Origin of the sequence: Brenneria rubrifaciens (genome assembly GCF_005484945.1) — a bacterium.
In the GTDB taxonomy this organism is placed as follows: domain Bacteria; phylum Pseudomonadota; class Gammaproteobacteria; order Enterobacterales; family Enterobacteriaceae; genus Brenneria; species Brenneria rubrifaciens.
In genome coordinates this window covers 2,356,653-2,377,359 of sequence record NZ_CP034035.1, presented here as the reverse complement: position 1 = coordinate 2,377,359, position 20,707 = coordinate 2,356,653, and the positions used below count along the sequence as shown (strand labels likewise).

The following is a 20,707-nucleotide window of genomic DNA, read 5'->3' as shown; positions in this document are numbered from 1 at the left end:
TTTAACGGAGACAGGGATGCCGCACCGGCAGCGATCGCTACGGCGCTATGCAAAGGTGGGGATTAGGGAAAAATCAGCGGTTACGCTGCTGGTTGAAGCGTTTCATATTCGCTATTGCGGCGGTGCGCTTTTGCCAGGCGCTGACGGTGTTGTTCACGCCGGCGCCAATCAGTTGGCCCGTCATAACGCCGCCTTTGGCGGCCAGCCGAGCGCCGGCAGCCCCGGCCTTCAGCGTCGGTTTGGCCGCGCCGGCGGATTTTTTCACCAGCCCGCTTAAACCGCTCATGGCCGCGCCCTGTAACGCGGCCTGAACGGCGACGCCGCCGAGTGCGCCGGCGATCTTTGCGGAGAAGAAGATGATGACGCCGGAGAGAACACCGGCGACACAACACTGAACGCCAAGCGTAATAATATTGGCGTTATCAGCAAAATTAACCGCTTTATCCAATATGCCATTGAGATAGTTAATGACGATCCGGATCGACAGCGCCGAAAATAATATCGTCAGGATGACGGTGAATATGATTTTCAGCCAGTTATTAAACATGGGGATCAAAAAACCATACAGCAGGCAGAAAATAAAAAGCGGCGCGGTGGTGGTCATTAATATTATCGTAAGTTCAGCTAAAAGGTTAACGGCCGAACCGAATAGCAAGGTAACGATAGCGCCGCCCCAGACCAGCAGTTCGGCAAGCCCCCCATTGAGTTTCACATAGGCGGCGTCATCCAGTTGATAGAGCTTTTGCCCGATGGTCTGCGCTTTGGCCCAGACGGTATCCAGCAACACCCAGACATTTTCATCACCGCTGACGCCGTCTTTTAATCCGTTGATGGCTGAAATGGTGAGATCCAGCCAGCCCCCCAGATTTAAAACGAATGTCATGATGAGTAACATTCGCCCGACATCCCAAATGACATCTTCTACGGGCGTTTGAAGTTTTCCGGCCAGGGTTTGATAACCCCGGTATGTGACAAATAACGTGAAGGAGCTGACGGCGATAACGCTTATCATATCGCCGTACACGGAAGTTTGCCCCCGCAGTACGGCATGTAAACCGTCAGTGATCGTGTTGTTCATGCCAACAAACATACCACCTGACATAGATTACCCCTTTAATTCAAATCGGGAACCTTGGCATTTTCCTGACGGAGTTCGAATCGCGCTTCACGGGCATTTTTGCAATCCTGGGAATCTTCACCGGACGCTTCGCAGGCCGTATACCGGGTGTTCATCTCATCCTGATGTTCTTTATACCATTGCTTCGATTTAGGGCTATCACACCCCGTCAGAAGCAAAACGCCTAAAATAATCGGGAATAGGTAAAGTGACGTTTTCATTTTTGCCCTCTCAATCATTAAAGTCAGGCACGGGTGCGGCGAGCTGCTGTTCATTAAATGCTTTTTGCCGCTGTTGGGCCAATAGGTTGGAGCGCTGTTCCGCCTGCCTGACGAACATTTCCCACTGGCTGGTCAGCGCGTTCAATTGTACGCTTCTGGCCGCCACGGCGTTAGCCAGGTCCTGCGACTCTTTCGAGTCCTGCGCATTCGAAATGCGGTCGGATAACGCGGCGATATCCTTGAGCGTGTCGGCGATTTTGCTTTCAACGTCGGCGGTGTTTTCTATCGCCACCGCCTGATTCAGGATGATCTGTTTGCAACTGTCCAGATAACGCCGCGAGGCGCTGGATTGATTACAGGTATCGAAAGATTGATATTTGCTGTACAAGCGCTGAAGCTCGGCGGAATAGGCACCGTCCTGATGGGTCAGCAGATCATCCAGCGAGACGCCGTTTTTGCGCAGCGCGTCAATCTCGCTTTTGAGGCTTTTCGCCTCGTTAAGGAAGCCCTGAATATCCCGGATCCCCGTCGCCGTGGCTAATTGCCGCTTGTAGGCTTCCAGCTCGCTTTTATAGTGGACGACGGTATCCTGCCACTGCTTGAGCTTTTCCGTCCACTGGCTAATGGATTCCGCATTCTGCACGGCGTCGAAAACCGCGATCCCGGCGCTGAAGGTCGGAGCGGAGAGAAAGATGGTTAACGCCAGCACGGTATTTCGGGTACGCATTGTTATCTCCTCTCAGATAGCCCTTTCAAGAAACCGTTCTTTCCACTCTTCAGGCTTCATGCCCTCCTGATAAAGGGCGTCGAAGATCTTCAGGTTGTCCTCGCTGCCGCTCAGCAGTTTGCCGACTTTCCCCAGCCCCGACAGGTCCATTTTCGCCAGCGCCACGAACGGCCGGGTTTCGCCGGCCCGCAGCGGCGTTTTCAGGATCACCATATAGCGCTCGCCCGGATCCAGATTTTTGATGATGTCATAGACGTTTTCCGGCACCTTCATTTTCTCCACGTAGTCCGCATGGCCGGCCTTCGGGTTGGCGAGGAAGATCTGCGTGCCGCACTGTTCGATGATCGCCGGGGCGATGGGATGCCTGACGATCTCATCGGGCGACTGGGTGGCGGGAACGAAGATGCCGTTCAGCTTGCGAATGACCTTGAGCATATTGAGCGAGAACCGGGAGAACTCGACGTCGGCCAGCCAGCGCCAGAACTCATCCATAAACATCACCAGCCGGCGGCCGTCCAGCAGGCTGGTGACGCGGTACAGCAGATAAAAGGTAATGGGCCCCCGGATATCGTCGTCATCCAGAAACTCCGTGCCGTCGATGCCGAAGTTGTCGATATCGCTGATATCGAACGTATCCGCCTCGTTATCGAATACCCAGCCGAACTCGCCGCCTTGTGCCCACTGTTTCAGCCGGATGCGCAGCCCGTTGGCGCGGGCCTCTCTGGTCGGCGGCTCCGGCAACACCTCCAGCAGCCGGGTGATGCCGTAACGGCGGTATGCCGCCGGATAGTCCAGCATGATGGTGTCCACGGCGGCGCTGATGCGCGCTTCGTCGCGCGGATCGAGCGGCTTGCCGTTGCGCCGGCACAGCATCCGCACCAGCCGTTTGATAAAGTGGATGTTCCGCCGGGTCGGCGCCAGCGAAAACGGATTGAACCCGGTCGGCTCGCCGGTACGGATGCGGAAGTAACGCCCGCCCATCTGGCGGATCGCCATCTCCGCCGCCCGATCCTTGTCGAAATAGACGGTGGTCAGCCGCTTGATGGCGGCCGACGCGGCAAAGGTCGCCGGGTTGCGGTATTTCTGCATCAGCTGTTGCATCACGGTCATCAGCATCGTTTTCCCCGAACCGGTTTTCCCGATAATCGCCGTATTGCCCGGTGTTTTCTCGTTAAAGTCATCCCGTCCGGCCTGGCTGTCGTGCAGGTTGAGGTAATAACCGCCGCCGCCCGGCGAGCGGAGGATGGCGATGGCTTCGCCCCAGGGATTGCCGTCGCGCTTGTGGGGATGAAAGTTGTGCAGGCTCGCCATATCGGCAAAGTTCTGGCTGCTGACGGCCACCAGCCGGGGGCGCAAGGTATAAACGCCCGGCAGTTGCGCCAGATAGGCGGCGGGCAACGACAGCGTGGAGAGCGTCGTCATGATGCCGAGGTCGGCGAAGGGCTGCGCCAGCGTTGTGGCGTCCTTCACCACCTGGTCGGCGTCGGCGGATGAAACCAGCAGGGAGAAGTGGTATTTGCCGCACGACACATGTCCGGACTGAAGCAGGTCGCGCAGCACAATCAGCTCTTCGCGCTGCGACAGGGCGTCGTCGTCCGCCGAGTTCAGGCGTTTTTCCGCCAGCCGGATATGGTTCTGCGCTTCATCGCGCGCCATGCAGCTAAAGGACTGCGTCAGCACATACTCGCTTTCGGCGTATAACAGCGCATCCAGCAAGCCCGTGGCGGTGTCGGGCGAATAGTCCTTGATTTCCAGACTGCGGAAGAAGCGGGAGCCGCCCACCGTCTGGCATTCGGCGGTATCGGTGGTGAAAAATATGTCCGCCGTGCCAAGTTGGTGGTAAAACGGCGCGCGCGTGACCGCCACCTTCTGCCACTGGCCGGTAAGCAGGCGATGGTAGAACGCAAGCTGCGAGGAGTACACCCGCCCATTTGCCTCATAAACGCCCAGCGGCGTCGCCGTATAGCGGGATAAGGCGGCGTTCAATGACGCCCAGTGCTCCAGCATCGCCTTCAGGGCATTATCCAGCGCCGCCTGCCGTTTGCCGACCGGCTGCCTGCTCAGCGCCTTTTTCTCCAGCGGCGAGAGCGGCGCAAAGCAGACGGTGAAAAATAACCGGTGCCGCCAGCGCGGTTTATTTTTGAGGGGCCGATAGTACAGTTCCGCCACCTCATCGGCAAAGGGAAGGCCCGATTGTGCCGCAAAGGCGTCCTGGTAGGGTTCGCGAATGCGGTGAAGATAAAAAGTGATCGGCTGCCCTTCATACGACCGGATCAGGTTATTCAGGTGAGTCGCCAGAAAAGTAAGATGATGTTCATCTTCGCATTCGAAAACGGCGCCGCCGAGTTCCCAGGTCGCCACCAAATCCCGGTGACGGTTGCTGATGACGTGAGGGTGAATATGGGAGGAATACGGAATGTATTTATCCAGCGTGATGCGCGCGTTTAATTTCATCTTGTCGGTAAACTCCGCAATATCGACGGCGTCATAGCGGTTCGCCAGGATGGCGTTGGCGCCAAAATGGCGGTTGGCGGCCCACTGGCCGCGCGTTTTAAACGCCAGCCAGAGCAGCCCGAAATAGTGGATGTCCTTACGGGCCCTGGCCTTCATCTCCATCCAGGCGGGGATCAGCAGCAAGGCCAGGTAATAGCTGAGGTAAACCGCCAGCAGGACGATAGCCCCGCTGACGATCACGAACGGTACGAGGGGAATGCCCATGACGGCGGCGGGCCGCGTCAGCGCCTTGTTCAGCGTGGTCATCGGCTCCCCCTACGCGGCCCAGTAGGCGCCGAAGCCGGACGCGCCGACAATCAGGATGGCGCCGATAATGACGTTGCGCATGTCTGAAAGGCTCTTGCCGTCGAACAGCACCTTGTAGCCGATCCACATGGTCGCCAGCGTGATGGTGACGGCGGCCAGCCCCAGCAGGCCGGTGGAGGTATTGCTCAGCGTCTCGTTGGCTTTGTTAAAGCCGCCGCCAGCCGCCAGTACGCGCGAGGAAAGTAATACGACGGTAACAGCGGACCAGAATTTACCTTTTTTCATCGTCATTTCTCCTTATCAGTTTCAGGGATGGGTAACGCGCCGCGGATAACGGCGTTCGGGTAGCGCAAGGACGGTGGCGCTGGCGTGGCGAGACCGGCCGCGTCGCCGCGCAGGACGACGGCGGGGTAACGGATTGCCGGGATGGCGTTGTCGGTTGGGCCGCGCCGTTTCTCTTCCCGCGTCGACGGGACGGCATAGCCGATACGCTGGACATAGCTGGTGCGGTTAAAGGCGGCTTCCGGCCGTTGGCCGCGATTAAAGTCGCCAGAGTAGTAGCAACTGAGCGCGCGTTGCAGGGAGCCGCCGCGCCGGTAGCAGTCGGTGAGGATGCGCTCGAAGACCGACAGATTGACGCAGGGATCGAACAGCTCGCGGGCGGTGACGCCGTAGCGACGGAAATTGCTGCTGGTGATTTGCATCAGCCCGACCGAATAGCGGCGGCCTTGCGCGGTCAACCGGCTGGCGATGTCGACGGCGTCCGCCTTGTCGGCGGGATAATGAGAAATCACCCCATGGCCGCCGGGCGCGCGCCGAGGCTTCGGCACGATTTCCGCGATGGCGTAAGGGTGAAAACCGGATTCCACCCGCGCGACGTCGAGCGCGGTGGCCGGGTGAACGCTGGCGGCGCACTGCATGGCCGCCGCCAGAAAGGCGGAGGTGGAAAGCATGGCGACCTCAGAAGGGTAAATACAGGAGGGCTGCGACAGAAAGGAACGGGAAGCGTATTAATCGGCGGCAATATTTTGCGGCGCGGGGCTGTCCTCTCTGGGCTCGAGCAGCACCAGCTTGCCGGAGACGGCGATGCCGGGGGTGAGTACCACATTCAGACCGGGTTTGCCGTGATGGGCGAAGGCGACGCCGACTTTGGTCCAGTAAGTGCTTTTTTCGCCCTGCGCATCGGGCTGACTTTCCTGCGTGACGAAGACGTGATATAGGGGTTTTCGCATGATTTTTCCTCTGATAAAAAAGCGCGTGAAACATCGGTCACATCCCGATCCTGCATTCCGGTTTTAACGGGTCAGCGAGAACATTCAGCGGCACCCTGAATTGTGGTTGCGTGACAGCCCGATCCCGATTGTTAAAGAGCGTATTCAGGCAATCCTGGCCCGGTGAAATAAACGTCCTGAACATCGTCGGCAAATATCGACGTGGTCAGGGTGCGCTTTCTGATTCAGGCGGGTAACAAGAAACTCAAACTGGAAAATAAAAGAAAAAAGACGGGAAATTATCTTGATGTGATTTTGATTTTTATCTTGCGGGGAATATTTTTTTGAGAATTAGTTTGGTTTTTTATTTTTTTCGACACTCTTGCCAATAGTAAAAATCAGGATGTTCTTGCTGAAGAAAAATAAAAAGCGTGCGGAACATCCTTGTTCTCCGCGCGTTTTTATCGCCTGCGGCGTTCAATTTTTGCCTGGCATTGTGTGCAGGTCGTCACGCCCGGCAACGTCTGCCGCCGTTTCTCGGGAATAGGCTTGCCGCAGAAACGACAATGCAACAGTGACGGCGTGGGTGCCGGTTTGAAGCGGCTCTGTTCGATCATCTCTTCCAGCCGCTGCTCGTTAAATTCCTGGTCGCGATCGATCTCATCCGGCATGCGACCCCCTCCTGTCCGACGCTTCCCGTTCGCAAAGCGTGATGCGATTCCAGACGCTGGTCAGCGAAGGTCCTGCCGTCGGCGCGGACAGCGCCTCGGTGACCTGCATCATCGCCGTCAATGCTTCGGGCGATTCAAGGTTCGCCACGCGGCGTTTTTGCCATTGCCGCCAGATCTCGGCGTCGGTTTGTTCATCCGGGATGGGCGTCCGGCCTTGCGGGATCGCGATGCCCAGCAAACGGCGGCGCACGCAGATTTCATTGGAGGTGAGGCCGAAATAGCGGTTCAGCAGCGTAATCGAGCCGCCCAGCCGGATGGCCCGGTTAATCTGCTGCTGGCGCTGAACTTCCTGTCGCGACAGCGCCAACAGTTGGCGTAGCGCATCATGGCGAACGCTGACGGCCATAAACTGCGCCGACGCCCGGCTGAGGATAAACAGTTCGTCAAGGGACAACTGATTAAGGGCGTTCATTTCATCGAACGTAAACCCCAGCGCTTCGCAGTGACGAATATCGCCCTCCTTCAGCGCGTGCAGGGCATCGGTTAATATGGCGTAATTCAGTGACGGGATCATGATTCGGCTTCTCCCTTCAGCGCGTTAAGCGGTTGGCTAATTTAAGGCTGATCCATTCGTCCACTTCAGATTCCAGCCAGGCCACGCTGGCCGGGCCGATCTTGATGGAGCGGGGAAAGCGACCGCTTTTCATATAGAGGTAGATTTGCGAACGTTTCAGACCGGTTTTTTCTTCAACCTGTTTCAAACGTAATAATTGATGGGATGTCACGGTGTTCTCCTGTAGCAAAGAGGGGTTTGCCCGGAGATGACACGACAGCACAAAGCCGCGGCGGGGATAAAGTTGATGAGCCCGTATTACGGGTGGCAGAGTCCTTAATACGGGTTTTTATATCGGAGAACTATCATCTTTTTGATGCCGAAACAGATGTAGGCGAGCCGCGCTCAAGCGCTGTTTTCAGCGTGTCGCCGCTGAATCTGTCTGTGATGCCTTCGTCAGAGGCCCATTGCTCGAAAATCGGCAGAAGCTTATAGGGATGTCTGAGCAGAGGACTAATGGAGTCATTATATTTACATGCCAGCCAGAACAGACGTGACAGGGGCGTTGTGATTCGGGTGGATGAAGAGTGAGTAAACCTTTCTGCAGGTATACAGAGTAATTTATCAAGGTCTTCCTGTCGAATGACAAAGCAAGCATCCTCGGGAAGGTCATAAATTGGAAAATACCCCTTTCCTGAGCAATCTGAAAGATCACGTACTGAGTCCTGCGTATAAATATCTGGGATTATATGTTCGGGTAATCTCATAATTTGCTGCTTTATTCTTTCCTGCCATGCCATTTTTTCAAAAACCTGATACGTCTGACCTGACATGGTGACGGTGATACCATAATTTGCATCGTTTGCACCTGTAACGGGTAAAGGCATTTTTAGAGAGTGTGCAAGTAACCGTTGAACGAGAACGAATTCGTACCCTCGCAACCCGGAGTTCAAGACTAACTGGTCAGGTATGATATATCTTCCCTCTGTACTAAGGATTAAATCATTCCCATTCATAAAACCATCCATGTCAAGCATGCAAAGCCGGTATCGCAGTGATTTTTCCGCCGGGCGTAGTTTTATTTTATTTAGGGATAACTTTATCTTCCGTAATATTGGCGGAGACTGGAAGTATATAGAGAGACAAATATTTCCATATAAAGCATGTCGGTAAATATCACGCTCTGCCATTTTGATGTCTCTCAATTTATTTGTTATCTTAACCGCTTCCCTAATAGTAACCCAGGCTGGTTTCGGTAAGGAATCGTTGACTTTACATACGCTTTTTTGCATAAAGGAAACTCCTTGAATGCCACATAACACACATGATAGTTTATGATAACCAACTTAATAATTACTCCGCTATTATTTATTGGGGTGTTTAAATTAAGGTTGTACTTCAGTTTAATGAGTTGAGTTATATTTAACCCCCTCTTTCTTACCATAAAGGACTGTGTGCTTAAATTTGCAATATAAGATAGGGCTTACGCAAGAAATGACAGATTTGTGGCAACGATTGTTACCACAATAATCGCGTTATTTTATATCAATACTTTGTCTTCTTATGAAGAATCGGCGATATCTTTATCAGTTTCAATGCCAATAAAAGGGCGTCGCCAGATTATTGACAGCCATGCCCCTATTGCTGCAATAAAGCATACCAGTGCCCCCAGAAGAAATGAGATAAGGCTCATACCCCGTGCGATAAGCATCAGGCCAGTCACTGCGGCAGCAGCTTCTGCCGCACCCCAGACGCAGGTTTGTATTGCCATCACAACAGATCGGCGTCCACGCCAGATTTTAACTGCTTGCGCCTGATACAACGGACCGCAAATCATTTCTCCTGTGACGATCAGAACCACAACCAGATAAAGCGTAGATTGTTGTTCAGACGAAGCACTTAATAAAGCACAACCACCACCAATGCATAAATTTGAAATAACAACTCTCCACAAGCGGCTCACTTTCTGTGAGGCTGAAGTGATAAAAATCTGACCAACGATGATGATCCCGCTTGAGAGCAGAAAGAGGGAACCAACCAGTTCACTGGAATATTTTTCCACGGCATAAGTCGGAAAGACATAATAAAATTGGGCATAGCCGATCATCGTCATAAAATTAATAATCAGGAAAGCGATAATACGATATTTATTATGGGAAATAGCTGAGTCCCCGGTAGACGTTTTTGTGTTTATCAACGATGAGTTATGTGGGGAATACTGCAACGTCCGGGTCGCTATTGCTGCCATCACTCCCAGTAACAGAGGAAATGAGGCGAACCAGTATCCTGTACCAGAAAGAAGAAAAGAGGCCAGAAATGGCGCGATCCCCGCACCCGCATTCGCGGCCACGTTTTCATACGAGAGAACACGCTCATGTTCATTCTCACGGAAGACATGAACGATGTACGATATCTGCGAGATAACCGATACAGAGTTGGTGAGGCCAAATAACGTAGCGAGAACAATCCAGACCAGGGTGTCTGAAACCCCCGTTGCTGCCGCGATGAGCATTAGTGAGGCAGATACTGCAACGCCTATTAATGAAAAGGCGATCTCCCTTTTCCGTTCAGTTTTATCCATAAGGCGATGGAAAGCGAGTGCCCCAGTGCGATTGGCAACAATAGCAAATCCGACGACGATGCCAGCAGAACTGCTGCTCAGTCCTGCAACGGTATTGAGCCAGATAGCCATAAAGGGATAAAAGAAACTCCAGGCTGCTGATGAGAAAAAACGAATAATATATATCATTTGAATACAGGAAGCCTGTCTCCGCGATCAGTTTTGATGCGTATCAGTTTTATCTCGTCCTGAACTATTTCAGTGTAACCTGCCAGCATACCGACCCAGGAATAATCAGAAACGCCGACAGGCTGGATTAGGTTGCCAGGACTGGCGATCGGTGTATGAATGGATACCAGTGGCGGAATGTCCCATCCACAGATGAGCGATTCTTCCTCCAGGCAATACCAGTACCCAAGCGTATTTTTGCGTTTCCCGGAAGGGGCATATACTGGGATGGTATTTGCCAAACCCAGAGGGAGTAATGCTGCGTGCTGAAGAACAACTGCTGGGGAAAGCTCACAGGATAATGCGATCTGTTCTACAACTGTCGCACCACCTAAACGCCCCATATTGGCATCAATAAGATAAGCAGTAGCGTCAGTGGTGATAAACTCACAATGGAAGTATCCATTATCAAACCCTGATCGACTGATAAGGTCGTCAATGGCGGTCTTAATTTTTACCAGTACAGAGGGTTGAATACTGTTATCAGAAGGGAAATGGTTGGCAACCTCAGTGAATTTGACTCTTTCTCGCCTAGACAGACCGAGAAAGACGACTGTACCCTCTTGGACAAATCCTTCCATGCTCACGAGTATACCTTCACAATAAGCCTGAATAATCCAGAGCGTTTCAGGGTGCTCAATTCTACTTTCAGAAATAGCAGACTTTATTATCTGGATCGGATCCTTGCCCGGTTCGAGAGTCAGCGTTGAGGTTGCAAGCGCCCCGGAGCCAATAGCGGGTTTTAAAATGACAGTATTGTTTTTATCCATCTCCAGCCATGGAATGGAGAATTCTTTGTCGGAAATGGAGATTTGTAATTCTGGAGGAACATGTTCAGGGATAAACTTTCCGACCACTTCTTTTGATGCCAGTTCTGCAAATATGCGAGGTGGGCCATTATATCCGAACTCCTCTGCGGTTGCGGTAATCATCGGGAATAACTCATCAAAGAACGTTGTAATACTATGTATTTTTTGAGAGATATCAGGATGAGATCTCAAATAATCAGATAAATTCTCATGGTCAGTAAAAGGGGGAATACAGATTACGTCGCTGATCGCGTGGCGAGCATCGTCACAAAGACCTAATGTTTCAATGGAAAGTATGGGTTCGTAACCTGCATTGTGAATCGCATCACAGATATATTTTACTGAAATCTTATTTATTCCAACAATTAATATGTGTCGCATGCTGTTTACCCCGTTTTTAGTAACCTGAATCTTCTGCTGATATTGATCAATACATTTTTGCCGGATTTAAAATATTGAGAGGATCCAGGGCTGACTTAATAGTCTTCATCAGTTCCAGTGCAGTTCCATGTTGTGCCGACATCCATTTGATTTTTCCCTGTCCGACACCATGCTCTCCGCTGATTGTTCCACCATATGACAATGCACGTTCAGCTAAACGGTTCAGAAATTCCTGTACCCGGGATGTTTCTTCTTCCCCCTCATGAAGCATTAGTAGAAGGTGGAAGTTACCGTCCCCGACATGTCCGATAAGAGGTGCATTGAGCCCTGTCTCTGCAATATCTCTTTCTGTAGCAGCAATGCAGGCACTCAGGCGTGATAAGGGCACACAAACATCAGTGGGGATCCCCTGACAACCTTCATAAAAAGCGTGGAATGCCCACCATGCATCATGACGCGCTATCCACAGTATTTCTCTTTCTGCTGGATCCTCTGTCAACGCCAGGATTGTTGGCCATTTTTCGCCATTTTTAATGTCCGCTATTGGTCATTAATGTTGCCCACTTTCCGCCATTTCATCATCACTGATTGCCGTGGCGTTTTTTGCCAGCACTCCGGCTTTGCGTTTTTCCTTTAACCGGTAGCTTTCTCCTTTGATGTTCAGTGTGGTTGAGTGGTGTAGCAGCCGATCCAGGATTGCCGTTGCCAGCACGTTATCGCCGAACATCTCTCCCCAGTCGGCGAACCCTTTATTTGACGTCAGTACGATACTTGCTTTCTCATACCGACGGTTCAGCAACCGGAAGAACAGACTGGCCTCCTCGCGGGTCATTGGCAGATAGCCTATCTCATCCAGTATCAGCACCCGGGCGTAACCAAGCTGCTGTAGCTGTTTTTCCAGCCGGTTTTCCTGCTTTGCCTTCATAAGTGTGGCGATCAGCTTATCCAGTGGCATGAACAGCACCCGGTGACCAGCATCAGCCGCTTTTACCCCGAGTGCTACTGCCAGGTGGGTTTTACCCACACCTGGCGGCCCCAGCAGGATCACGTTCTCGCTGCGCTCCACGAACGCCAGCCCGGCCAGTTCCCGGACGATCTTACGATCTATACCTGGCTGGAAGCCGAAGTCGAACTGCTCCAGCGTTTTGACCCACGGGAACCGTGCCTGTTTTAGCCGAGACTCCATACCTCGCTGATGTCTCCCGTTCCATTCCTGTTGCAGCGCCATACACAGGAACTCGCGGTAGTTCAGCTCTTTTTTGGCCGCCAGCTCCAGCAGGCTTTCGACGTGGTAGCCCAGATGTTCCATTTTCAGACGACCCAGCAGTGCCTCCAGTTCGTGCATCACAACAGCTCCTCATACGCACTTAGCGGGCGATGTTCCACCTGACTGACCTGCTGCCAGAGCGGGGCGTGATGCTCCGGCACGGTCTGCCAGCCGGATGAAGCCGAACAGAGCCGGTGCGATGCCATCTGCTGCTCATTACTGTAGATCCGCAGCTCATCATCCAGCGAGATCCGTATTGAGACCGGCTGACCACAAAGGCTTTCCGGTACGCTGTAACGGTTTCCGCCAACCTCGATATAGCCATCCCAGGAGACATGGCGGATATCGAAGTAGCTGGTATCGAAGTCAGTATCCGGTAACGGCTGAAGATGCTCCTGTTCCTGCGTGAAGCGCTGTTCCGGTGTCTGCCTGAACTGGCGAAGTTCCCGTCGGTCAGCAACGTCAGCCATCCACTGCTCCAGTAACTGATTAACATGGGCGAAGCTGTCGAACCGGCGGTACCGGACGAAGAAGTTCTCCTTGAGGTATTTCACCATCCGTTCCACCTTACCTTTGGTTCTGGCCCTTCGCGGGCGGCAGGCCCGTGGCAGGAAGCCATAGTGGTCGGCCAGCAGCAGGAACCCGGAGTTGAACACCACTTTCCCGTTGTTATTTTTCAGCACCGCGGCTTTCTGATTATCGACCAGCACGGTTTTCACGCTGCCGCCGAAGTAGCGGAAGGCGCGAACCAGAGACTCATAGGTATGCTCAGCATCCTGCTTTGGTGCGGCGAAGACATGGAAGCGGCGGGAGAACCCCAGCGTGTTAACCGCGAAGCTAACTTTGCATCGTTGTCCGGCAACCTCAGCCTCAATTTCCCCCCAGTCATGCTGGAGCTGGTAGCCGGGCTGGGTTTCGAAGCGAACTGTTTTCTTCGATGGCCGCATCTTACGTTTGGGCTGGATGTAGTAACGCAACATGGAGCGGCCGCCGGTATAACCCATCGTTTTGATTTCCGCGAGGATGACCTCGCCGTTCCAGACGTTCTCTGCCAGACGCATGTCGATATAGTCCATGAACGGCCTGAGTTTAGCCATTTTGTGGCGTGTTTTTCTGGCCGGAGGTTCCGGGTATTTCAGGTACCGTCTGACGGTTCGCTCAGAACAACCCACCTGAGTGGCAATATCGACAATATACGCACCCTGCTGGCGCATTTGCTTTATCATGTAAAAGTCCTCTCTGCTCAGCATGCTGATGTCCTTTCTGGTGTGAGAACCTCAAGGAAACAACATGTTGGGTGGAGCGGACAATCCAAATGGTGAATTACCGTCTTATATCACTGGCGCTGACATCCTCAGAAAGTTGCACGTCTCCCCCATGTTTGTGTACGTGTTCCGTGAAAGACGCAACGTTGCCTGCCATTGAGAGCATGTTGCTGTGTAATTCCACGAAGAGATGAGGCTTTTTAGGTAAGCCAAGACCGGAGTAAGTATTACAAGCGCGAACAGCGGGGATATTAAGTAATTCAATACGCGCAATGGGTAATCCTGACTTGAGCGAGCTGGTTACGGTCTTCACGGCATTCCTGACAGAGTCGAATGCGCAGACACCTGAAAAAATCATTTCCGGGACAGGATGAAGGTTGACGGTTAATTCACTGAAAATTCCCAGTGTACCCTCAGAACCAATCGCAAGTGAAAGCAGGTCTAATCCCATTGCAGATTTTACGGCTCTGGAGCCGACTTTTGCCACAGAGCCATCCGCCATGACAAGACGTGCGGCCTGGACATTCGTCGCCATCGTTCCATAACGGACAGAGTTTGTACCAGATGCACGGGTTGCAGCCATTCCACCGATGGAAGCATTCGCGCCAGGATCAACGGAAAAAAATAATCCGGTATTTTGCAGGGCATCATTTAACTGCTCTCGTGTAACGCCGGGCTGGATTGTTGCCGTCATATCTTCAATGTTGATATCGGTGATAGCATTCATTTCAGAGCAATCAATGCTGATACCACCTTGTGGGGCATTTATCTGCCCTTCGATGGACGTCCGTGCCCCACAGGGAATAACCGGTAGCCCTGTCCGAGAACAAAGCGACACTATATCAACAATATCCTGCTCATTACGCACGGTCACCACCACGTCGGGAGGATTTAAGGCTATGCCTGTAGGAGCTTGGCAATATTTTTCCCGGAATGTTTGTTCGGTGTGAAAACGGTTCTCAAATTTTTCCCGTAATTTTTCGATGGCTGACATGTTCATTACATTGTCTCCATGGTAAAGTTAAAAATAAGAGCTACACGCCTCAACTATTTTTTACTTTGGGTCCTGCTGATTTCCGGGCCGACCGTCCATCGTACTCAGGTCTGCCTGAAATGATTAATTCCAGAAAATAGGGATGGGCTTTTTCATCCTCCAGTTGTTTTCCTGATTTATTGTGCACTTCGATAACGGAGAAGAGATCAACAAGTCGATCCTGTATCTGCTCAATCTCCGGTTCTTTAAGCGTGATCATTGAACTGAATTTAAAGGTACCATTCAGGTCAAAATATTCACTTCTTTCAGGTTTGGATAATGATTTTTCTGTTTCATAACACAGGAACTTATCTTTGAGTCTGATCGCCTCATTTGTTCTGGGCATTCTGAGTGTCGGTGCATAGCGGATGAAAGGCGCTTCATCATGACTGCGTTCTTTTGAAATAAGGCTCAGGAAATCCACCACGCGGGAATCGAATATAATATCAAGCTGCTGGCATACTTTTTTAATTTCTGAAACAGACGCTTTCTCTACCATATAGACATATGTCATAAGCGGTAGTAAATCGAAATTGTTATGAAATGCTTTTATAACTTCATCAGAAATTATAAATTCGCGTTCATACCGGCTTGAACTAAAGGCGCGACGTAATATTTTTGAATCATGATCTCTAAGCTCAAGTCGGGAGGAAAGATCTTTTGTCTCAATACCTTTCCCAAATAACATCTCATGAATGTCGGAAGGTAATAAATCCTTAAAATAATGCCAGAAGTAGTCAAAGCTTGATTTAGTGGATGCTTCTACACCTAGCGAATCATGAAGCTCTACGGCAGAATCAATGCTGAGGTATTTTCTTCCCGCTTCGATATCACGATAATAATTAGCAGAAAAAGGGATGTTTATCTCATTAAGAAACGTCGAAACTTTCAGATGCCCCCTTTCGATCCGAAGCTGCATAAGGTATGAGCCTAGGGCCCGTTTTTCATCTGCTTTACGTAATGCGTTACCAGAGGAAGTATTACCACGTGTTGCTTTATTTTGTTCTGCTTTCATATCAGAAGTCACCATCGTCATGATTTGTAGTCCGGATATTGACTATATATTGATTTTCCGGCCTATCCGGATTCATCAGTAAGCCAGAGTGTAATGCGCGTCATGTTCTTTTTAACTTTCAGCGTGGAAAAAATCGTCCCTGTTTCTCTTGTGTTTTTTATATGCGTCCCGCCACAGGGAATGACCCATTTACCGCATTTCCACAAGCGGAAACCGTTTCTCCGTTCAGCATCAGACTCAGTATGTATTTCATGACCTGTAGTGCAGAATGCATTCAGTTTTATCGTAACCATATTAAGAACATTTGCGTCAATATCGTCGAGCAGGAGATTGTAGTGGTTCTCTCCATTATCATCACTGAGTGGCGAGCGTACAGGATGGGGTATTGAATGCTCGCTAACTTCCTCAAGCACACAATGGATGAGGTGTACTGCTGAGTGAATACGCATCTGGTGATACCGTCGCGACCAGTCAAGAATGGCTGTTACGTTCTGACTTGCAAGTTCCTGCAGATAGCTGAACTCGCTGTCGTCTATATCAAGGTAATGCCTGATCTCATCGCCCTTGCGCTTTGTTGTGGCAACTTTTACCTTTTGTGGCGATGTATGGGCGGTCGGTAACATCAGGTAACCCCGATCACCCAGTTGCCCGCCGCCTTGCGGATAGAATACTGTTTCATTGAGGAGGCAATATGGAAGACCTGACTCATCACGGCAGACATAACTAATCTGCGTATCAACTTGGTTAAGATAGGCATCTTTATAATATAAAGCTGATGTTTTATTCATCGTGCGTTACCTTTATTACATAGTCATTTATAGGACGTGCCTGTTTGCTTTCTAAAACGTGAAATGACTTATTCTAATAGATGCCGGTCTATCAGTTCTCTCTGTAAGACAGAGAATAACTTTTCCATCTGAGTAGGAGTGCCGAAAGAAATTCTCAGGCAATTTTCAAGGGAGTAATCGGTTAATCTTGATGTAAGAAAACCTTCACGTTCAAGAATATTGTATATTTCCTGACAGCTCGCATCATTCCCGAATTCGACAAATACAAAATTGACATATTCACTTCTGGCCTTTATCCCAAATGCGTCAAATAAATCAACCAGTCTTTTTCCCCAGTTCCCGCAGTATTCTGTTGTTCTGTTCAGATGTTCAGTATCCTGAAGCGCATATTCTCCGGCCAGTGAAGATAATGCGCTGACGTTGTAAGGTGCCCGACGGGTTTCCAGTTTCGGGAGTAAGTCTACACTTAAATAAGCCCAACCAAGGCGTAGTCCTGCAAGCCCATATGCTTTTGAAAATGTCCTTAAACATACGCTATTAATCCGGTTACGTACTATCTGCAGTCCGGCCGTATTTTCACGATCAGGCGTAAACTCTGCGTAGGCTTCATCAATGATAACTGTCGTACTCAGCGGTATTTCTTCAACCAAAGATAATAAATATGAAGGCTCAATATAGTTAGCTAATGGGTTAGACGGATTAACCAGAACTAAAATATCGGTTTGATTGTTAGCGATCTCATTTATATCATTCGAGGTAACCTGACCGTTATTATCAACCGGGATCTCATTGTATATTGCGCCGAGGATGTGAGCTCTCTTTTTATACATCATAAAACTATGCCGGAGAGCGACAATCCGTGAGCCCGGTTTCAACAGACTACGCAGTGCTATATCTATCAGTTCATCAGAGCCATTACCAATGATGAGTTGCTCCGGTTCAACATTCCAGCGATGCCCAATAGCTGAACGAAGCGACCGATAGGTGGGATCGGGATACTGGTTCATTAGTAACAGATCGCTCATGCACTGATTTTGTACCTGGTCTGACATTCCAAGCGGATTTTCATTTGCATGCAGGCGAATACATTCATCTTTACGTTCAGGCAGTTCTGCATCGCCTTGGGTCTTATCTGATAACATCAACGTCGTCCTCCTAGTAACCGGGATACGATATCTTCCAGATATGGCGTTAGTGATTCATCTTGGTCAAGATAGGGAACGGATTCCCGTACTTGCTCGTACCAGTGGAGGCCTGTGCCCGCTAATTTTGTTATCCCTCTAATATCTGCTGCCTGAGCTGCACAGATTAATTCAAAGGCAATAACGTAACGGGTATTCTGAAGCACCTCTGCAGTCCTGCGGGCCGCAACCAAGCCGAAAGAGACAACATCCTGAAAATCGCCGGTTGTTGTGAGTGTCTGGATTGACAGTGGTGTTGCCAGCGCACGGTTTTCCGCAGTTAAAGAAGAGGACATAAACTGACCGCCCATAAGTCCGAATCTTAGCCCGCCATTTTCAGCGCACAAAAAGGAGGGCAGACCATTACTGTTCGCGCTGGTCAGGAATCTGTCCGTGCGGCGGTCAGATAAATTACACATGGTGATTATTGATATTGCCAGGTAATCCATCGCCGCTGATATATACTGCCCGTGAAAGTGCCCGTTATGGAAGACCAGGCCATTTTCAGGTGTTACGAGAGGGTTATCGTTTGAAGAGTTCAGTTCGTTAGTCACTATTCGTTCTACGAATTCTGTAGTTTCCAGTACGGGACCAAGGATTTGCGGTGTGCAGCGTATGGAATAAGCATCTTCAATAGGCATATCTTCCTGCCTGATGCTGTCTGTAAGCCTGCTACCGAGTTCTGATGAAAGCTGTATGTCGTCAACTGCCAGTTTTGTTCCCTTTAGGTCATTCCATATCATTTCTGCAATCTTACGTTGACCTGTATGGGGCTTCAGTTGATGAACATCGGGGTGGAACGGGCGGACCCTAGCAAGAAGTGTTTCTGAGGAAAAGGCGGAGATTGACGTGTATTTTTCAAGAAGATCTTTGGCTTCAGTGACATTCAGGGCAGCAAGCGCGACCATGCAGGAGGTGCCATTAATGAGTGCCAACCCTTCCTTATAGCTAAGCTCGAGTGGTACAAGAGCTAATTGATGTAGAACGTCGGCAGCAGGCAAACGTTTATTATTAAACCAGGCATCGCCTTCTCCGGTAAGCACTCGGGCCATCGCTGCCAATGGACCTAGATCACCGCTGGTGCCAAGGGAACCTTTGCTTGGGATCTCTGGTATTATCCCCGAATTATAGATAGCAATAAAACGGTCGAAATTTTCGAGCGATATTGCTGAGTTACCACGAGAAAGCGAGACGATCCGCGCAAACATAGTTGCCCGGCAGATAATATCTGAAAATCTGTCACCAACATTAGTTGCAACACCACGGATGAGGTTTTTTTGTAGCTCCGGCGCTTTGTCAAGCGGGACGAGATGATCAACAAATCCACCCATGCCGGTATTGACGCCATAAATCACAGCGCCTTCGTCGACAAGTTTTTCCAGAGCATGCCTTGATGCTCGAACTCTGTTTCTGGTGGCCTCAGAGGCAGCGATTTTTTTACCTGGTTGCGAGAAAGCAATAAACTCTTCCAGGCTAACAAGACGCTCTGGGCTAAGAATGAAGGTATCACTTATGGATGAACCATTGTGTTGATTAACACTCATTATGCTTCTCCTTGTGTGGGATTAACTTAATTCTCACCCCAGTCGGCAATGATTACGTTAATTTCTCTTTTTCCGGAGAATGCACGCCTGCCGTGCGCAAACTGTAAATTATCCAGAAGTAATATATCCCCGCTGTGCAGGCTCACCTCCTGCTCAACCCCCTGGACCAGATTAAATAAATTGAGCGTTAGCTCTTCTGGAAGAGGGTCCCCATCCCCAAAACACATAGATTCCAGAAGTTCGGGATTCGTCTGTGTAGCCTTTGTTAATTCATTTTCATCATCATATCTGGAATCAATCCGGGCCCATTCGATCATTGCTGCAGCACCCCAGAAATGAGCCTGGTTGCACCAGATGAGCTCGCTTTTGAGGGGGTGTTGCCGCATTGGGGAAATACAATCCTGCCAGAGAATTAAATCATCATTCCACCACTCAAAGTCCCAGCCTCGAGAGCGACAAACAAATTCAGCTTCTTCTTTCGTTATTGCTGAAAGTGCCTCCTGCCAGCTTTTTTTAATACCGGGTTTTAAATGAACCCGTTTTTCGCCGGGTAATGTCCTGCGTAGTTTTAGACCCCGTTCCGTCAGTAATTGTAATGTGGTGGGGTCGACCAAATGTTTAATTCGGCGCATATCACCAATAGTTGAGAAGCCGCCTTTACGGGCAGGTTCGACGCAGGAAAAAGCAATAATTTCGGGTGGGTGTTTTACATAGGTCATTTCCTGGTGAAGGATAATTGACCATGAAGGAGGTGTCCGAGTAGCTTCCATTACTTTGCCCTTAACTGACGAGCGTGGGGAAGAACCCCCGATATAATCCCTGGTAGGGAAGCCTAAAGATGCCATGATTCGTTCAAAAACATCTGGATCCCGGCTTTCTTCCACACCACGGATGATGACGGCTCCACGGTCAAGTAGTTGAGTACGGATTTGTGCTGCTGATTCAGTAAAAAAATGTTGTATGCCAGTAACAGGTAACCCTTTGACTATAAAGCTGAATACATTTCCATCTTCACATTGACTCATCAAAATTGCCATTTCAACCCCCTGCAAGTTTGAAGGATTTATTAGCTTATTGATTAATAATTAACCACTCATGTGCTTAAAGTCAACATTTAGAAATATATTTCTTTTAAAAGAAATTTTTATTATGCACGACACAAAATGAAAATAAAAAACATCAAAAAATCAATAATCTATGTGTTTTTTGTGACTTATGGAAATATTTTTTAGATATGTGTTTTCCCCTAATAGTGCTGTTTAACGGCTCTTCAGCTCTACTGAAACACCCTGAGAATGATGTTGACCGATTGTTGGGTTTGCAGAATACCGCCAGAAAAACTGTTGTCTTGCGTGTTGAGAATGGGATGTAAGGGG

At 50.1% G+C, this 20,707-nt stretch carries 22 protein-coding genes; all 22 read right to left on the bottom strand.

Annotation, left to right across the window (positions count from 1 at the left end; translation table 11 throughout):
* Window positions 1-73: 73 nt before the first annotated feature.
* Window positions 74-1,102, bottom strand: a complete 1,029-nt coding sequence (locus EH207_RS11030) for a TrbL/VirB6 family protein (RefSeq protein WP_137714042.1) — start codon at window positions 1,100-1,102, stop codon at window positions 74-76.
* An 11-nt stretch (window positions 1,103-1,113) separates the two neighbouring features.
* Entirely contained in the window at window positions 1,114-1,338 is a 225-nt protein-coding gene (locus tag EH207_RS11025) for an EexN family lipoprotein (protein WP_137714041.1), read from the bottom strand.
* A gap of 10 nt (window positions 1,339-1,348) precedes the next feature.
* Window positions 1,349-2,065, bottom strand: coding sequence for a TrbJ/VirB5 family protein (locus EH207_RS11020; protein ID WP_137714040.1), 717 nt, complete (start codon window positions 2,063-2,065; stop codon window positions 1,349-1,351).
* Between the two features lie 12 nt (window positions 2,066-2,077).
* Complete coding sequence (locus EH207_RS11015; protein WP_137714039.1) at window positions 2,078-4,825, bottom strand: VirB4 family type IV secretion/conjugal transfer ATPase; 2,748 nt, start codon at window positions 4,823-4,825, stop codon at window positions 2,078-2,080.
* 9 nt (window positions 4,826-4,834) lie between these two features.
* Window positions 4,835-5,116, bottom strand: a complete 282-nt coding sequence (locus EH207_RS11010) for a TrbC/VirB2 family protein (RefSeq protein ID WP_137713212.1) — start codon at window positions 5,114-5,116, stop codon at window positions 4,835-4,837.
* Window positions 5,113-5,778 (bottom strand): lytic transglycosylase domain-containing protein, encoded by a 666-nt coding sequence (locus EH207_RS11005; RefSeq protein WP_137713213.1) that lies wholly within the window; start codon window positions 5,776-5,778, stop codon window positions 5,113-5,115. Before EH207_RS11005 ends, EH207_RS11010 begins: the two co-directional genes overlap by 4 nt.
* Window positions 5,779-5,835: 57 nt before the next feature.
* Window positions 5,836-6,057 carry a hypothetical protein gene (locus EH207_RS11000; RefSeq protein ID WP_137713214.1) on the bottom strand — a complete coding sequence of 74 codons (222 nt, stop codon included), beginning with the start codon at window positions 6,055-6,057 and terminating at the stop codon, window positions 5,836-5,838.
* A 440-nt stretch (window positions 6,058-6,497) separates the two neighbouring features.
* The gene (locus EH207_RS10995) at window positions 6,498-6,707 is read right to left on the bottom strand and encodes a TraR/DksA family transcriptional regulator (RefSeq protein WP_121554687.1); all 210 of its coding nucleotides are present in this window, start codon (window positions 6,705-6,707) and stop codon (window positions 6,498-6,500) included.
* Window positions 6,697-7,281 carry a DUF2857 domain-containing protein gene (locus tag EH207_RS10990; RefSeq protein WP_175413652.1) on the bottom strand — a complete coding sequence of 195 codons (585 nt, stop codon included), beginning with the start codon at window positions 7,279-7,281 and terminating at the stop codon, window positions 6,697-6,699. Before EH207_RS10990 ends, EH207_RS10995 begins: the two co-directional genes overlap by 11 nt.
* 16 nt (window positions 7,282-7,297) lie before the next feature.
* Complete coding sequence (locus tag EH207_RS10985; protein ID WP_009113423.1) at window positions 7,298-7,492, bottom strand: AlpA family transcriptional regulator; 195 nt, start codon at window positions 7,490-7,492, stop codon at window positions 7,298-7,300.
* Window positions 7,493-7,625: 133 nt separating this feature from the next.
* On the bottom strand, window positions 7,626-8,552 hold the full coding sequence (locus EH207_RS10980) for a hypothetical protein (RefSeq protein WP_137714038.1): 927 nt from the start codon (window positions 8,550-8,552) through the stop codon (window positions 7,626-7,628).
* Window positions 8,553-8,821: 269 nt separating this feature from the next.
* A complete protein-coding gene (locus EH207_RS10975; RefSeq protein ID WP_137714037.1) occupies window positions 8,822-10,009 on the bottom strand; it encodes an MFS transporter in 1,188 nt (395 codons plus the stop codon).
* Window positions 10,006-11,238, bottom strand: coding sequence for an ATP-grasp domain-containing protein (locus tag EH207_RS10970; protein WP_137714036.1), 1,233 nt, complete (start codon window positions 11,236-11,238; stop codon window positions 10,006-10,008). Before EH207_RS10970 ends, EH207_RS10975 begins: the two co-directional genes overlap by 4 nt.
* A gap of 46 nt (window positions 11,239-11,284) precedes the next feature.
* Window positions 11,285-11,737, bottom strand: a complete 453-nt coding sequence (locus EH207_RS10965; protein ID WP_246048876.1) for an FAD-binding oxidoreductase — start codon at window positions 11,735-11,737, stop codon at window positions 11,285-11,287.
* A 51-nt stretch (window positions 11,738-11,788) separates the two neighbouring features.
* On the bottom strand, window positions 11,789-12,583 hold the full coding sequence (gene istB / locus EH207_RS10960; protein ID WP_009113449.1) for an IS21-like element helper ATPase IstB: 795 nt from the start codon (window positions 12,581-12,583) through the stop codon (window positions 11,789-11,791).
* Window positions 12,583-13,755 carry an IS21 family transposase gene (gene istA / locus EH207_RS10955; RefSeq protein WP_009113448.1) on the bottom strand — a complete coding sequence of 391 codons (1,173 nt, stop codon included), beginning with the start codon at window positions 13,753-13,755 and terminating at the stop codon, window positions 12,583-12,585. The genes istB and istA overlap by 1 nt, the downstream gene beginning before the upstream one ends.
* A gap of 73 nt (window positions 13,756-13,828) precedes the next feature.
* Window positions 13,829-14,770, bottom strand: coding sequence for an FAD-binding oxidoreductase (locus EH207_RS10950; RefSeq protein WP_246048875.1), 942 nt, complete (start codon window positions 14,768-14,770; stop codon window positions 13,829-13,831).
* Between the two features lie 43 nt (window positions 14,771-14,813).
* Complete coding sequence (locus EH207_RS10945; RefSeq protein WP_217496084.1) at window positions 14,814-15,818, bottom strand: hypothetical protein; 1,005 nt, start codon at window positions 15,816-15,818, stop codon at window positions 14,814-14,816.
* Between the two features lie 62 nt (window positions 15,819-15,880).
* A complete protein-coding gene (locus EH207_RS10940; protein WP_137714035.1) occupies window positions 15,881-16,606 on the bottom strand; it encodes an alanyl-tRNA editing protein in 726 nt (241 codons plus the stop codon).
* Between the two features lie 68 nt (window positions 16,607-16,674).
* Entirely contained in the window at window positions 16,675-17,748 is a 1,074-nt protein-coding gene (locus EH207_RS10935) for a pyridoxal phosphate-dependent aminotransferase (RefSeq protein ID WP_137714034.1), read from the bottom strand.
* Window positions 17,748-19,331 (bottom strand): phenylalanine aminomutase (D-beta-phenylalanine forming), encoded by a 1,584-nt coding sequence (locus EH207_RS10930; protein ID WP_137714033.1) that lies wholly within the window; start codon window positions 19,329-19,331, stop codon window positions 17,748-17,750. The genes EH207_RS10935 and EH207_RS10930 overlap by 1 nt, the downstream gene beginning before the upstream one ends.
* A 26-nt stretch (window positions 19,332-19,357) precedes the next feature.
* Window positions 19,358-20,368 (bottom strand): TauD/TfdA family dioxygenase, encoded by a 1,011-nt coding sequence (locus EH207_RS10925; protein WP_137714032.1) that lies wholly within the window; start codon window positions 20,366-20,368, stop codon window positions 19,358-19,360.
* Window positions 20,369-20,707 lie beyond the last annotated feature (339 nt).

Coding starts and splice junctions, on each gene's coding strand:
- EH207_RS10950 (WP_246048875.1), bottom strand. CDS start 14,770: ATGAACATGTCAGCCATCGAAAAATTACGGGAAAAATTTGAGAACCGT.
- EH207_RS10990 (WP_175413652.1), bottom strand. CDS start 7,281: ATGATCCCGTCACTGAATTACGCCATATTAACCGATGCCCTGCACGCG.
- EH207_RS11000 (WP_137713214.1), bottom strand. CDS start 6,057: ATGCGAAAACCCCTATATCACGTCTTCGTCACGCAGGAAAGTCAGCCC.
- EH207_RS10925 (WP_137714032.1), bottom strand. CDS start 20,368: ATGGCAATTTTGATGAGTCAATGTGAAGATGGAAATGTATTCAGCTTT.
- EH207_RS10970 (WP_137714036.1), bottom strand. CDS start 11,238: ATGCGACACATATTAATTGTTGGAATAAATAAGATTTCAGTAAAATAT.
- EH207_RS10935 (WP_137714034.1), bottom strand. CDS start 17,748: ATGTTATCAGATAAGACCCAAGGCGATGCAGAACTGCCTGAACGTAAA.
- EH207_RS10940 (WP_137714035.1), bottom strand. CDS start 16,606: ATGAATAAAACATCAGCTTTATATTATAAAGATGCCTATCTTAACCAA.
- EH207_RS11015 (WP_137714039.1), bottom strand. CDS start 4,825: ATGACCACGCTGAACAAGGCGCTGACGCGGCCCGCCGCCGTCATGGGC.
- EH207_RS10975 (WP_137714037.1), bottom strand. CDS start 10,009: ATGATATATATTATTCGTTTTTTCTCATCAGCAGCCTGGAGTTTCTTT.
- EH207_RS11020 (WP_137714040.1), bottom strand. CDS start 2,065: ATGCGTACCCGAAATACCGTGCTGGCGTTAACCATCTTTCTCTCCGCT.
- EH207_RS11010 (WP_137713212.1), bottom strand. CDS start 5,116: ATGACGATGAAAAAAGGTAAATTCTGGTCCGCTGTTACCGTCGTATTA.
- EH207_RS10980 (WP_137714038.1), bottom strand. CDS start 8,552: ATGCAAAAAAGCGTATGTAAAGTCAACGATTCCTTACCGAAACCAGCC.
- EH207_RS10945 (WP_217496084.1), bottom strand. CDS start 15,818: ATGAAAGCAGAACAAAATAAAGCAACACGTGGTAATACTTCCTCTGGT.
- istB (WP_009113449.1), bottom strand. CDS start 12,583: ATGCACGAACTGGAGGCACTGCTGGGTCGTCTGAAAATGGAACATCTG.
- EH207_RS11030 (WP_137714042.1), bottom strand. CDS start 1,102: ATGTCAGGTGGTATGTTTGTTGGCATGAACAACACGATCACTGACGGT.
- EH207_RS11005 (WP_137713213.1), bottom strand. CDS start 5,778: ATGCTTTCCACCTCCGCCTTTCTGGCGGCGGCCATGCAGTGCGCCGCC.
- EH207_RS10930 (WP_137714033.1), bottom strand. CDS start 19,331: ATGAGTGTTAATCAACACAATGGTTCATCCATAAGTGATACCTTCATT.
- EH207_RS10995 (WP_121554687.1), bottom strand. CDS start 6,707: ATGCCGGATGAGATCGATCGCGACCAGGAATTTAACGAGCAGCGGCTG.
- istA (WP_009113448.1), bottom strand. CDS start 13,755: ATGCTGAGCAGAGAGGACTTTTACATGATAAAGCAAATGCGCCAGCAG.
- EH207_RS11025 (WP_137714041.1), bottom strand. CDS start 1,338: ATGAAAACGTCACTTTACCTATTCCCGATTATTTTAGGCGTTTTGCTT.